Origin of the sequence: Gemmiger formicilis (genome assembly GCF_024462815.1) — a bacterium.
In the GTDB taxonomy this organism is placed as follows: domain Bacteria; phylum Bacillota; class Clostridia; order Oscillospirales; family Ruminococcaceae; genus Gemmiger.
The window spans coordinates 283,761-297,469 of record NZ_JANGCG010000002.1 but is presented as its reverse complement, the minus strand read 5'-3'; the positions used below and the strand labels follow the sequence as shown (position 1 = coordinate 297,469).

Here is a 13,709-nt window from a genome sequence, read left to right as displayed (position 1 = left end):
CATGCTGAACGAAGAATTTCCGCTGCGGGTCGAGGCCGTTCCGGCGGCGCGAACCTCCGAATGGCGTGCCGAGGATTCCTTTCCGCCGCGCCAGACACAGGCGTGGCAGCTGCTCTTTGTGCGCAGCGGCACCATTGAGGAGCGCTGCGATGACCGCCGTGTGTTGCTGCGGGCGGGCGGGCTGCTCTTTCACCAGCCGGGCGAGGTCTTTGCCATGACCACGGCGGGGGAGGTCCCGCCCGAAACCCTGCGCATTGATTTTTACTGCACCTGTGCTGCCATGGACCGCTTCCGCGGGGTTATGCTCCACGCCGAGCCCGCCGAGCAGCATGATTTAAACTGGCTTGCCAACGCCGCCAACGAGCTGTTTGACCCCGCTCCGACCCCCGGTAAGCCGCCCGTCATCCGGCAGGAGCTGCCCTTTGGCGCGATGCAGCAGTTTATCATCCATCTGGAAAATCTGCTGATTCTGCTGGCGCGCCGCTGCCGCCGCGCCAAGCGCCCGGTGGCCCGCGTCCGGCGGGAGCGCCGCCAGGCCGCGCTGGTGGAGGAGGCCCGTGCCTACTTCTCAGAGAACCTTGAGCATGAGGTCAAGATTGATGAGCTCTGCCGCGCCGTGGGCTGCACCCGGCCGCAGCTGCAGCAGGCGTTCCGCGCCCGGCTGCACCGCACCGCAATGGAGGAGTTTTCCGCCATGCGCATCGAGTATGCGGCCCAGCTGCTGGCCCGCGGGGCTTCCCCGGGGGAGGTTGCCTCCCAGATGCACTACTGCTCCGGCGCGTATTTCAGCCAGAAATTCCGCGCTGCCACCGGGCACACACCCTCTGCCTACCGCCGGATTCAGCAGGGGTTGCCTGCCAAACGGCAAAACAAGCAACAAAAAGCCAAATCAGAATCAAAATCAACTATTGCAGAAGGCCCGCAGAAAGTGTAGAATACAAGTCAAAGGGCGGGTGAAACCCTCACCCGCAGGCAACAAAAACATAAATTTAAAAGGAGACGACTGTTATGGCAATTTTGGTTAGCGGTGGTGCCGGTTACATCGGCAGCCACACCTGTGTAGAGCTTCTGGCCGCAGGGTACGACATTGTCGTGGCCGATAACTATTACAACTCCTGCCCCGAGGCTCTGGCCCGCGTCAAGAAGATTGCAGGCAAAGACTTCCGCTTTGTCGAGGCTGATATGACCGACAAGGCCGCCGTGGAGAAAATTTTTGCCGAGAACGAGGACATTGACTGCGTTATCCAGTTTGCCGCCTACAAGGCTGTGGGCGAAAGCGTTTCCAAGCCCATTGAGTACTACTCCAACAACCTGGCCTGCACGCTGAACATTCTGGACGTTATGCGCCGCCATAACTGCCACAACATCATCTTCTCCTCCTCTGCCACCGTCTACGGCGACCCCGCCAGCGTGCCCATCCGCGAGGATTTCCCCGTGGGCGGCACCACCAACCCCTACGGCACCACCAAGGTCTTTACCGAGCGCATCCTGACCGACTGCTGCAAGGCTGACCCCGAGCTGAATGTGGCGCTGCTGCGTTACTTCAACCCCATCGGTGCCCATCCGTCCGGCCTGATCGGCGAGGACCCCAACGGCATCCCCAACAACCTTGTGCCCTATATTGCCAAGGTTGCCGTGGGCAAGCTGGAGAAGGTTCACGTCTTTGGCAATGACTACCCGACCCCCGACGGCACCGGCGTGCGCGACTACATCCACGTTGTGGATCTGGCCCGCGGCCACGTGGCGGCCATCAAGAAGCTGGAGCAGAAGCCCGGCCTGTTCATCTGCAATCTGGGCACCGGCCACGGCTACAGCGTGCTGGATGTCATCCACGCCTTCAGCAAGGCCTGCGGCAAGGAGATTCCCTATGTTATCGACCCGCGCCGCCCCGGCGACATTGCCGAGTGCTGGTGTGACCCCAGCAAGGCCAAGCGCGAGCTGGGCTGGGAGGCCCAGTACGGCATTGAGGAGATGTGCGCCCACAGCTGGAACTGGCAGAGCCACAACCCCGATGGGTATAAGACCGCGAAATAAAATTTCATAAAGTAAGAATGCCCGATGCAGTGACGAGCCGCATCGGGCATTTGTTTTGTATGCCTTCCCCCGAGGGGGAAGGCTCTCTTTTACACATACATTTCCTGGCTGCGCGGGGGCAGCTTGGGCACGGTGGGCAGCGGCGCGGCGGCGGCGCGCCACGCAGCGGGGGAGAGCCCCACCTCCCGCTTGAACACCCGGCACAGGTAGTTAGCGCCGGAAAAGCCCGTCAGGCCCGCAATCATCTCCAAGTTGTACTCATCGCTGAGCAGCAGCGCTTTGACCGCCTCAATCCGCACATTCGTAAGGTAGCGCCCCGGCGGCACGCCGATTTCCTGCTTGAACACCCGCACCAGATGGCTTTTCGTCACACCCAGCTGCTCGCTCAGCTCTTCAACACCGTACAGTGCCATATAGTTCTGGCGGATGGCCGCTACCGCCTCGGCCACCAGCGGCGGCAGGGGGCGGGCCGTCTCGTCCGCCTTGCTCACGGCGCAGAGCAGCGCATAGGCCATAGACGCGGTGCGGGCGCTGTGCAGCTGGGCAATCAGTTCCGCTGCACCGGGGCAGGCGGCACCGTCTGCCCAGCGGACTGCGCCCAACTGCAGCAGATAGCTTTCTGTGCAGTGGCCCACCATCCGCACCGCCAGCAGATGGCAGTCACTCTGGGGCGTCAGCGTCAGGGGGGCTGCACCCAGCAGAATATCACCGCTTTGCCCCGGGCGGTCAAGCCCCTCCAGCAGGCAGATGCCACGGGAAAGCACCCCCACCCAAAGCCCGTTTCCGGTCAGGGTCAGCGGCTGTGTGCCGTCCAGCTCGGCCGCCTCGGCGGCCGAGCAGTAGATTTCCGGATCAAATATCAATTTCGACACCTCTATATCAATAAAATGCTATTTTCAAGCAGATTATAACCTGTTATTATAGTCTTGTCAACAGAAACAGTCCCCTCTACATGGACTGAAAACCACTGAATATATTTGGAGGATGAGCATTATGGCTTCCATTAGCTGCCGTCACGTCAAGAAAGTTTACCCCGGCAACGTTGTTGCTGTTCCTGATTTCAGCCTGGAGATTGCTGATAAGGAATTTATCGTTTTCGTCGGTCCTTCCGGCTGCGGTAAGTCCACTACCTTGCGTATGATTGCCGGTCTGGAGGAAATCTCCGGCGGTGAGATGTACATCGGCGACCGTCTGATCAACGACGTTCCCCCGAAAGACCGCGACATCGCGATGGTCTTCCAGAACTACGCTCTGTACCCGCACATGACCGTTTACAAGAACATGGCTTTCGGTCTGGAGCTGCGCAAGATGCCCAAGGACGAGATCGACAAGCGCGTCCGCGAGGCTGCTAAGATCCTGGAGATCGAGCACCTGCTCGACCGTAAGCCGAAGGCTCTGTCCGGTGGTCAGCGTCAGCGTGTTGCCCTGGGCCGTGCAATGGTCCGTAACCCGGCGGTCTTCCTGCTCGACGAGCCTCTGTCCAACCTGGATGCTAAGCTGCGTACCAGCATGCGTACCGAGATCATCAAGCTGCACAAGAAGCTGGCTACCACCTTCATCTATGTTACCCATGACCAGACCGAGGCCATGACCATGGGCGACCGCATCGTCGTCATGAAGGACGGCATGATCCAGCAGGTCGATACCCCGCAGAACCTGTACGATTATCCCTGCAACATCTTCGTCGCAGGCTTCATCGGCAGCCCCCAGATGAACTTCCTCGATGGCACCCTGCAGAAGAGCGGCGACCAGTACACTGTCGATCTGGCCGGCACCACCATTCCTCTGCCGAAGGAAAAGACTGCGGACGGCAAGCTGGACGCTTACGTCGGCAAGACCTTGAAGGTCGGCATCCGTCCTGAGGACATCAAGGACGACGAGGAGTTCCTTGAGAAGCACTCCACCAGCCACCTGAACGCCGAGGTCGAAGTCTCCGAGCTGATGGGCGCTGAGATCTATCTGTACCTGACCTATCAGGGCCAGAACCTGATGGCTCGTGTCGCTCCCACCTCCAAGTCCCGCCGTGGTGACAAGATCGTGGTTGCTATGGACACCAACAAGATCCATCTGTTCGACCCCGAGACCGAGAAGACCCTGCTCAACTAATTTTACTAGCTATCATAGCGGTTCCGTTGCGGCGGAACCGCTTTTTTGGTAAGGAAGGAACTGACCATGCGCATCGCCAACTATCTGCAGCCGGGCTGTGTTGCACTGCGCCAGCGTGCGGACTCGCTGGAGGGTGCTGTCCAACAGCTGGTTGCGCTGCTGGACGGCACCGAATATCTGACAGACACAGCCGTGTTTGCGGCGGATGTCCGCGCCCGGCTGGCGCTGGGCGGTGTCTGCGTGGGCAATGGGCTGGCCATTCCCCACGCCAAAAGCGCCTCCGTCAAGCGGCTGCAGCTGGCGGCCCTGACGCTGGACCCGCCGCTGGCCTGCGACACACCGGACGGCAAGCCGCTGCAGATGCTGGTGATGATTGCCGCCCCGGCCGAGGCCAATGACCTGCACGTGCAGGTGCTGGCCGAGCTGGCCACCCTCTTTCTGGACACCGATTTCTGCACCCGGCTGCGCAGCAGCAAAACGCCTGAGGCGTTCTGCCGTGCCATTGCGGAGCGCGAGGCGCAGGATGACCCCGCCGCCGAACCGCCCGCCCCTACCAACGAGCCGGGCTACCGCCTGCTGGGCGTAACGGCCTGCCCCACCGGCATTGCGCACACCTATCTGGCGGCGGAAGCACTGCAGCAGGCCGCGCAGGCCCGTGGCGTGACGATTAAAGTCGAGACAAACGGCGCGGCGGGCGTTGCCAACGAGCTGACCGAGGAGGATATTCAGGCCGCCGACTGCATCATTGTAGCGGTGGACCGTTCCATTTCACTGGCGCGGTTCGTCGGCAAGCGGGTGGTGTACACCTCGGCAGGGGAGGCTGTGCGCGACGCCGATGCCCTGCTGGAGAAAGCGGTTTCCGGCAAGGCCGCCGTCTACCGCGGCGGGCACGCCTTCCGCACCAACGACTGGAAAGAGCTGGGCCGCGAGTATTACGGCCACCTGATGAGTGGCATCTCCCATATGCTGCCCTTTGTGGTGGGCGGCGGCATCATGCTTGCCCTGTCCATGTTCATCCAGCACTCCGCGGGCTCCGGCGAGCTCACCGAGGTGATGACGAACGTCGGCAACGCCGCGTTCCGGCTGATGTACCCGGTGCTGGCCGCCTTCATCGCCTACAGCATCGCCGACCGGCCCGGCTTTATGCCCGGTCTGGTGGGCGGCTATCTGGCACAGGTCGGTATGACCACCGGCAACCAGCTCAGCTGGATTTCCAGCGGGTTCTGGGGGGCACTGATTGCGGGCTTTGCGGCCGGGCTGCTTGCGCGGCTGCTGAACTGGCTGCTCCGCGGCATCCCGCAGACGCTGGACCACATCAAAACTGGCCTGCTTGTGCCGCTGTTCAGCCTGCTGGTGGTCGGGCTGCTGATGGTTATGGTCATCAACCCGCCGCTGGGGCGGTTCAATCACTGGCTGTCCGTCCAGCTGACTGGGATGCAGGGCGGCAGCCGTCTGGTGTTGGGCACCATACTGGGCGCGCTGATGGCCACAGACTACGGCGGGCCTATCAACAAGGCCGCCTACGTTACCGGCACGCTGGCGCTTGTCAGCGGCCAGTACGACATTATGGCCGCGGTTATGGCGGGTGGTATGATTCCACCGCTGGGCGTGGCACTGGCCTGCCTGCTGTTTCCCACGCGGTTCACCACGGACGAGCGCCGTTCTGTGCCGCAGAACCTGGTGATGGGTGCGTCCTTCGTCACAGAGGGTGCGCTGCCCTTCGCACTGCGTGACCCGCTGCGGGTTGCGCCCTCCTGCATGGCCGGCAGCGGGCTGGCGGGTTTTCTGGCCGTGCTGCTCGGCTGCGGCTGCCCCGCGCCCCACGGCGGCTTGTTCTTGCTGCCGGTTATGGGCAACCCGTTGGGTTTTCTGGTTGCCCTTCTCTGCGGCAGCCTGCTTACCGCCCTGTTGCTGGGCGTGCTGAAGAAGCCGCTGAAGCAGTAGCCCTCCCGCATTTTGCTTTCCTGTTTCTCCGTCTTTCTCCGTTTCATCGTCCCGCCGCGCATTGCGCGCAGCGGGACTTTATGCTATACTGAGATAAATATAAACCACTTGGAACAGGGTCCGCCCTGCCACCGTATAAACGAGGTTATCCCTATGCCCAACCGCATCAATTACCAGCTGGAAATGGAAAAGGTTCTGCGCACGCTGGACGGCACGCGGCCCACGCTGCTGCTGCACGCCTGCTGCGCGCCCTGCTCCAGTGCCACGCTGGAACGCTTGGCCACGTATTTTGACATCACCATCCTGTACTACAACCCCAACATCTACCCGCCGGAGGAATATCACCGCCGGGAGGCCGAGCTGGAGCGCTTTGTGGCGCAGGCGGGCTTCCACTACCCTGTGGTGGAGCTGCCCTATGACCCGCAGGAGTTCTATTCCGCCGTAAAGGGGTTGGAAAACGAGCCGGAAAAGGGGGCGCGGTGCACAGTCTGCTATAAGCTGCGGCTGGAGCAGGCGGCCCGCTACGCTGCCGAGCACGGCTTTGCGTGGTACTGCACCACGCTTTCGATTTCCCCCATGAAGGACCCTGTGCGTCTGAACACGCTGGGCACCGAGCTGGGCGCACAGTACGGCGTGCAGTTCCTGCCCAGTGAGTTCCGCAAAAAGGACGGCTACAAGCGCAGCCTGCAGCTGAGCGCCGAATATGGCCTCTACCGGCAGGATTACTGCGGCTGTGTGTTCAGCAAGCGCGAACGGGAAACCGCCGCCATTTCCACCAAATAAAAAACAGGAGCAGACTATGACCTTCTATTCTATCGTCTTTCTCTTTTTTGCCTACTCCTTCCTGGGCTGGGTGACAGAGGTTGTCTTTACGGCCGCGGTGCACCGCAAATATCAGGACCGCGGCGTTTTAAGCGGGCCGCTGTGTATTCTGTACGGCATCGGCGCGTTGGTCATCACCTTCGCCCTGCGGGACATCCGCGACGGATGGTTCTTCCTGCTGGTGTTCAGCGCCGTCTATGCCACCGTCATTGAGTGGATTGGCGGCCACATTCTGGAATACACCACCCACACCCGCTGGTGGGACTACAGCGCTATGCCCTTCAATCTGGACGGCTATGTCTGTCTGGGTGCCTCGGTCACATGGGGCGTGCTGGGCGTCATTATGCTCAAGTGGCTCAACCCCTTGCTGCTGGCGCTGTTCGGCCTGATTCCCCACACGATCTCCGCCATTGTGCTTTGGGTAGCGCTGGCGGTGCTGGCCATTGACCTGATTGGCACCCTGCTGGCTATAGCGGGCCTGCGCTACCGCTGGGCGGCGGCGCAGTCGGTGGAGAACCGTCTGGCCAATCTGACCGTCCGGGGCGGCCTGTGGATTCTGGACCACGTCGAGCGCCGTATGGCAAGGAGCCACCCTGCGCTGACGCTGGCCCGCCCCAAGCGGCAGAAGGCTGGCACCTTTGCCGCCGGGTGCAGCCCCTACAAAATCATCCTGCTGTTCTTTATCGGCGCGTTCCTCGGTGATATCACCGAGACGATTTTCTGCCGTGTCACCGGCGGCGAATGGATGAGCCGTTCCAGCGTGGTGTGGGGCCCCTTCTCCATCGTGTGGGGTCTGGCCATTGCGCTGGTCACACAGCTTTTGTACCGCTACAAGGACAAGCCCACCAGCTGGCTTTTCATCGCCGGTACGCTGCTGGGCGGCGCGTATGAATACCTCTGCAGCGTCTTTACCGAGATTGTCTTTGGCGCTGTGTTCTGGGATTACAGCGCCATTCCGTTCAATCTGGGCGGGCGCATCAACCTGCTGTACTGCTTTTTCTGGGGCTTTGCGGCTGTGGCGTGGTTCAAGCTGCTCTATCCGCCGATTTCTGCCACCATTGAGAAGCTGCCCACCCGGTTCGGCACGGTGCTGACATGGGCTCTCTGCCTTTTTATGGCGTTAGATATGGTGGTCAGCTCGGCGGCGCTCATCCGGTACAATGACCGGCTCAACGGCGTTCCGGCGCAGGGCGCGGTGGCCGAATATCTTGACGAGCACTATGACAATGACCGTATGCACAAGGTCTACCCGAAGGCCGTGCACACCTCATAACCCCGGGGCAGGGGAGAGCTTGCGATTTTCCTTTGTATATTTCGTACAGATATGTTATACTATTTTTGTAGGTGTTGTATAAGTAAGGAGGCGACCGGCTGTGAACCGCAGCGAAGCTATTGTGGAATATCAGAAGGCGCAAAAGCTGGGCCAGCGCGATTACCGGGAGAAGATGCTCACCGGGCAATCGCCGTTTCTGCCTGTGCTGGACGATATTTTGCAGAACGTTCCGGTAGAAAACCAGATTCCGCTGGGGCTGGTGGACATTCCGCTGGATTTGCTGGTGGGCACCAAGACCGCGGGCCGCACGGCAGCCTTCGCGTCCAACTTTATGCCGCTGCTGGATATGAAGTCCGAGTTCTCCGCCAAGTGGATCAGCCTTTGCATGGCCCACGTGGAGGAGGGCATTCGTGACCCCATCCGTTGTTTTGAGTACATGGGCCGCTTCTATGTGCAGGAGGGCAACAAGCGCGTCAGCGTGCTGAAGTACTTCGGTGCCAGCAGCATCACCGGCAACGTGACCCGCGTGGTGCCCCAGTACAGCGATGACCCCACGGTGCAGCAGTACTATGAGTTCATGCACTATTATCCCATCACCAAGACCTATCTTATCACCTTTACCAAGCCGGGCAGCTATGCCCGCCTGCAGAAAATACTGGGCAAGGAGCCCGAGGAACCGTGGTCTGACGATGACCGCGCCGAGGTTTTGTCCCTGTACAACTGGGTCGGCAAGGCCTATCTGGCCCACGGCGGTGACAAGCTGCAGCTGACCACCGGGGATGTACTTTTGCTGCTTCTGCGCGTTTACACCAAGGAGGAGCTGGCCAGCCTGAGCCCCAACGAGCTGAGCGAAAAGCTGGACGCCCTGTGGGATGATGTGCTGGCCTTGGATAAGGCTGACCCTGTGCAGGTCAGTGGCAAGCCCGCCGAGCCGAAGCAGGCGGGGCTGCTGGGGCGCATCCTGCCCGGCAAACGCACCGCGCCCAGCCATTTGAAGGTTGCCTTTGTGCATGAGCGCACCCCCTTCACCAGCTCGTGGACAAGCCAGCACGAATTTGGCCGTTCACAGCTGGATATGGTCTTTGACGGCCAGGTCAAGACAACCGCCTACTTCAACGCCATCGCCGGTGAGAACGCCGATGCCCTTGTGGAGCAGGCCATTGCCGATGGCGCAGACGTGGTCTTTACCACCAGCCCCAAGCTGGTGGGTGCCTCGCTGCGCGCCGCGGTCAAGCACCCGCAGGTGCGCATTCTGAACTGCTCAATGGAAATGCCCTACGCCAGCATCCGCACCTACTACACCCGCGTGTATGAGGCCAAGTTTATCACCGGCGCCATTGCGGGCGCTATGGCCGCCGGTGACCGCATCGGCTATGTGGCGGACTACCCCAGCTTCGGCGTGCCTGCCAATATCAACGCCTTTGCCCTCGGCGCACGGATGGCCAACCCCCGCGTGCACATTGATTTGCAGTGGACCTGCCTGCCCGATCAGGAGGACCTGCTGCACACCTTCACCCAGAAGGGCATCACAGTTATTTCCGGCCGTGACGCGCCGATGCCCAACCGCCCTCAGCGGGAGTTCGGCACCTTCCTGGTGCGTCAGGGCGGCGTGCTGCAGGATCTGGCTACCCCCTTCTGGCACTGGGGCCAGTTCTATGAGAACGTCATCCGCACCGTGCTCAACGGCGGCTGGGTGCGGGACAAATCCGGCACGGACGGCCGCGCCGTCAACTACTGGTGGGGCATGAACAGCGGCGTTATGGATGTGCTGCTCAGCCGTGAGCTGCCGCCCGACGTGACCCATCTGGCGCAGATTCTGCGCAGCGGTGTCACCTCCGGTATGATTGACCCCTTCCACTGCCGCATCACGGCACAGGACGGCAGCGTCAAGAACAGCGGCCGCCACGGTCTGGAGCTGGAGCAGATTGCCCATATGGACTGGCTGTGCGACGCCGTGGACGGACACATTCCCGAATATGACGAGCTGGCGGAGGTTTCCAAACCGATGTATCGTATGCAGGGTATCCACCGCGACCTGCTTCCTGTTGAGAAGGAGGCCGAGCTGTGAAGATTCTGGCAGTTGCCGATGAGGAATGTAAGGCCCTGTGGGACTACTACACCCCCGACAAGCTGGAGGGCGTGGAGCTGATTATCGGCTGCGGCGATTTGAGCCGCCATTATCTGGAATATCTGGCAACCATGGCTCCCGTGCCTGTCCTCTATGTGCACGGCAACCACGATGAAAGCTACGATACCCTCCCCCCGCAGGGCGTGGAATGTATCGACGATGAGCTGTATGTCTATAAGGGTCTGCGCATTGTAGGACTGGGCGGCAGCTGCCGCTACCGCACCGGTGCCTGGCAGTTCACCGAGGCCGAGATGAAAAAGCGGGTCAACCGCCTGCGCGGCAAGATCGACCGCCACGGCGGCGTGGATATTGTGGTCACCCATGCACCGCTGCACGGCTACGGCGATTTGGCCGACCTGCCCCACCACGGCTTTACGGCGTTTTCCACCCTGCTGGACCGGTATCACCCGCAGTATCTGCTGCACGGGCATATCCATCTGAACTATGGTTCGACCATTCCGCGGGAGCACCAGTACGGCTCCACGCGCATCATCAACTGCTACGAGCGCGTCTATCTGGACGCCGAGCCACCGATTGAAAAGCCCCGCCACCGTCTGTTTGCGGGACTGTGGCAGAAATAAGGAGAACTTTTTCATGACAAAAATTGCAGTATTCGGCGCGGGTACCTGGGGTATCGCACTGGCACGCCTGCTGGCCGCCAACGGCCGCGATGTCACCGTGTGGAGCGCCCTTCCCGCCGAGCTGAAATCTCTCAGCACCACCCGCCGCCATCCCAATCTGCCGGGCATGGAGCTGCCCGCCACGATGCACTATACCGCCGATATCGCCGAGGCCTGCACCGGCCGCGATATTCTGCTGTTTGCTGTGCCGTCCCCCTTTGTGCGCACCACCGCCAAAAAGGCCGCGCCGCACATTCCGGAGGGGCAGCTCATCGTGGACGTTGCCAAGGGCATTGAGGACAAGACCCTGATGACCATGAGCGAAATCATTGAGGACGAGCTGGCCAAGGCGCACCGCAAGGCCCGCGTGGTGGCGCTGTCCGGCCCCACCCACGCCGAGGAGGTTGCCTGCGATATGCCCACGGCCATCGTGGCGGCCTGCGCCGATGAGGACGCCGCCAAGACCGTGCAGAAGGTCTTTACCACCCCCACCTTCCGCGTCTACACCAACGATGACCGCCGCGGCACCGAGCTGGGCGGCGCGGTCAAGAATGTCATTGCGCTGGCGGTTGGCATTGCGCTGGGTCTGGGCTACGGCGATAACGCCAAGGCCGCCCTTATCACCCGCGGCAATGCCGAGCTGTCCCGCCTGGGACTGGCGATGGGCTGCAAACCGGAAACCTTCGCCGGGCTGTCCGGCATGGGGGATTTGATTGTTACCTGCACCAGTATGCACAGCCGCAACCTGCACGCCGGTATGCTGATTGGCCGCGGCAAGTCCGTGGAGGATGCCAAGGCCGAGGTCGGTCAGGTTGTGGAGGGCATCAACGCCCTGCCCGCCGCCTGCCGCCTGGCCAAGCAGTACAAGGTGGAAATGCCCATTGTACAGGCGGTTGCCTCCATTCTGGACGGCAAGTTGGAGGCCCGCAACGCGCTGATGGCGCTGATGAGCCGCGGTCTAAAGAAAGAGTAAGACGCCATGGCGGACATTCAAGCTGCATTTTTTGACATTGACGGCACGCTGCTGCCCTTTGGGGCAGAGGCGCTGCCCGCTTCCACGGTGGACGCCCTTGCACGGCTGCGCAAAAACGGCGTAAAGACGTTTATTGCCACAGGCCGTCCGCCGGTGCATCTGCCGTATCTGCACGCGCTGGACGGCATCCCGTTTGACGGCTATGTGACGATGAACGGCCAGTATTGCTATCTTGCTGACGGCACACTGCTCTACAGCCAGTTCATTGACAAGGCCGCACTGCGCACGCTGCTGCCGTATATTCAGGCGGAGAAGCTCTCGGTCGGGTTCGTGGGCCGGGATTTCTGCCTGTTCAACCTGATTAACGATTTAAGCCGGGATTTTGCCCGGGAGCTGCAGCAGGGGACAGGGGATGTGGCCGCCCGCATTGAAGCGGATGACATCTACCAGCTCAGCGCCTTTCTGCCGCCGGAGCACGAGGCGGAGTTTCTGCGCCGCTGCCCCGGCTGTCTGGCTGTGCGCTGGGCGGATGATTTTTGCGATATCCTACCCGAGGGCGGCGGCAAGCCCAACGGCCTGCGGCAGACGCTGGCACATCTTGGGCTGACGCGGGAGCAGTGCATCGCCTTCGGTGACGGCGGCAACGATGTGACGATGCTGGAATACGCAGGCATCGGCGTAGCGATGGGCAACGCCTGCGAGGAGGCCAAGGCCGCCGCCGATTATGTCACGGATGATATTATGAAAGACGGTCTGGCGAAGGCGTTGGAACATTTTGGGCTGATATAAAAAAAGGCTTCCCCAAGGGGAAGCCTTTTTTATTTTCACCGATTCTTCTTCATAAACGCCTTGACCGCAATTACCAGCGCGGCGTACATCACACCGCCGATGGCCCAGATGAACCAACTGTACTGCGGCTGGCCGTTTCCCCGTGGGCCGAAGGTGTACCACAGGAAGATTGCGACCACCACCAGCCAGTAGGCGGCAGTCAGCGCGTTTATGCGGCTCTTGATGGCTTTGTTTGGGCGGGTGTAGTCGCCCTCCTCCAACAGCTGATCCGTGGCGTCCCGCACCGTGCCTACCCGCACAAAGGCGTAGACGCCGCAGGCCACCAAGGCCAGCACCAGGCAGATGGACGCCGACACCAAAAACGATGCACCAACCATCATGGCAGCAAACACCGGCACCGCCGACAAAACGCAGAGCACCGTGCCGAGGATGTTGGACTTGTCGTACTGCGGCGCAAAGGCGTCGCGGCGCTCCTTCGCAAGGCCGGTGACGCCGTACTCAGTCTCGATGGCCTGCTTTTGCAAAAATTCATACGCCCGCACTGACGCGCTGCACTGCATGAAGATAGCCACCGCTGCGGCGATGATGACCAGCAGCGCAATGATGCCGATGCCACCCGCCAAATCATCCCAGATGCCGAACAGGCCGGCCTCGCTCAGCGTCCCCAGCGCCAGCAGCGGGATGGGGGAGACGACACAGAGCGCCGCCGCCAGCGCCAGCTTCGGCGCATTGGCCCGGGCCTTGGCAAGGTAGTCGTTGGCCTGGGCCAGCGTCACCCGGGGCAGGGGAGAGGTATCGTCCTCGGTGTACTCCGGCTCGGCCGCGTCATCTTTTAAAAGGTAGTCGGTCGTCACGCCGAACAGGCAGCTCAACTGCAAGATTTTGTCAATGTCAGGTACAGACTGTGCGCCCTCCCACTTGGATACCGACTGCCGGGTCACGTTCAGTTTCTCGGCCAGTTCCTCTTGGGACCAGCCCGCCTTTTTGCGCAGGGTGATAAGTTTGTCTGCAAAGATCATT

General features: G+C 61.3%; 12 protein-coding genes. 10 read left to right on the top strand and 2 right to left on the bottom strand.

Annotation, left to right across the window (positions count from 1 at the left end; genetic code table 11):
* Position 1 precedes the first annotated feature (1 nt).
* On the top strand, positions 2-934 hold the full coding sequence (locus tag NE623_RS03935) for a helix-turn-helix domain-containing protein (RefSeq protein ID WP_256271568.1): 933 nt from the start codon (positions 2-4) through the stop codon (positions 932-934).
* A gap of 74 nt (positions 935-1,008) precedes the next feature.
* Positions 1,009-2,034 carry a UDP-glucose 4-epimerase GalE gene (gene galE / locus NE623_RS03930; RefSeq protein ID WP_256271569.1) on the top strand — a complete coding sequence of 342 codons (1,026 nt, stop codon included), beginning with the start codon at positions 1,009-1,011 and terminating at the stop codon, positions 2,032-2,034.
* Positions 2,035-2,123: 89 nt separating this feature from the next.
* Here the strand turns inward: galE and NE623_RS03925 are convergent, their stop codons facing one another.
* The gene (locus NE623_RS03925; protein WP_370866677.1) at positions 2,124-2,906 is read right to left on the bottom strand and encodes a helix-turn-helix domain-containing protein; all 783 of its coding nucleotides are present in this window, start codon (positions 2,904-2,906) and stop codon (positions 2,124-2,126) included.
* A 121-nt stretch (positions 2,907-3,027) separates the two neighbouring features.
* On the opposite strand from NE623_RS03925, the gene NE623_RS03920 reads away from it, so the two are divergent.
* The 8 genes from NE623_RS03920 to NE623_RS03885 all read left to right on the top strand — a co-directional run bounded on the left by NE623_RS03920 (position 3,028) and on the right by NE623_RS03885 (position 12,689).
* Positions 3,028-4,140 (top strand): ABC transporter ATP-binding protein, encoded by a 1,113-nt coding sequence (locus NE623_RS03920; RefSeq protein ID WP_256271571.1) that lies wholly within the window; start codon positions 3,028-3,030, stop codon positions 4,138-4,140.
* Positions 4,141-4,185: 45 nt separating this feature from the next.
* Entirely contained in the window at positions 4,186-6,084 is a 1,899-nt protein-coding gene (locus NE623_RS03915) for a PTS fructose transporter subunit IIABC (protein WP_256271572.1), read from the top strand.
* Between the two features lie 153 nt (positions 6,085-6,237).
* The gene (locus NE623_RS03910; protein WP_256271573.1) at positions 6,238-6,867 is read left to right on the top strand and encodes an epoxyqueuosine reductase QueH; all 630 of its coding nucleotides are present in this window, start codon (positions 6,238-6,240) and stop codon (positions 6,865-6,867) included.
* A gap of 16 nt (positions 6,868-6,883) precedes the next feature.
* The gene (locus NE623_RS03905; protein WP_256271574.1) at positions 6,884-8,179 is read left to right on the top strand and encodes a putative ABC transporter permease; all 1,296 of its coding nucleotides are present in this window, start codon (positions 6,884-6,886) and stop codon (positions 8,177-8,179) included.
* 100 nt (positions 8,180-8,279) lie between these two features.
* On the top strand, positions 8,280-10,247 hold the full coding sequence (locus NE623_RS03900; RefSeq protein ID WP_256271575.1) for a BMP family ABC transporter substrate-binding protein: 1,968 nt from the start codon (positions 8,280-8,282) through the stop codon (positions 10,245-10,247).
* Complete coding sequence (locus tag NE623_RS03895) at positions 10,244-10,888, top strand: metallophosphoesterase family protein (protein ID WP_256271576.1); 645 nt, start codon at positions 10,244-10,246, stop codon at positions 10,886-10,888. Before NE623_RS03900 ends, NE623_RS03895 begins: the two co-directional genes overlap by 4 nt.
* A 13-nt stretch (positions 10,889-10,901) precedes the next feature.
* A complete protein-coding gene (locus tag NE623_RS03890) occupies positions 10,902-11,900 on the top strand; it encodes an NAD(P)H-dependent glycerol-3-phosphate dehydrogenase (protein ID WP_256271577.1) in 999 nt (332 codons plus the stop codon).
* 6 nt (positions 11,901-11,906) lie between these two features.
* A complete protein-coding gene (locus NE623_RS03885) occupies positions 11,907-12,689 on the top strand; it encodes a Cof-type HAD-IIB family hydrolase (RefSeq protein ID WP_256271578.1) in 783 nt (260 codons plus the stop codon).
* Positions 12,690-12,724: 35 nt separating this feature from the next.
* Here the strand turns inward: NE623_RS03885 and NE623_RS03880 are convergent, their stop codons facing one another.
* A complete protein-coding gene (locus tag NE623_RS03880) occupies positions 12,725-13,708 on the bottom strand; it encodes a helix-turn-helix domain-containing protein (RefSeq protein ID WP_256271579.1) in 984 nt (327 codons plus the stop codon).
* Position 13,709: the final 1 nt, after the last annotated feature.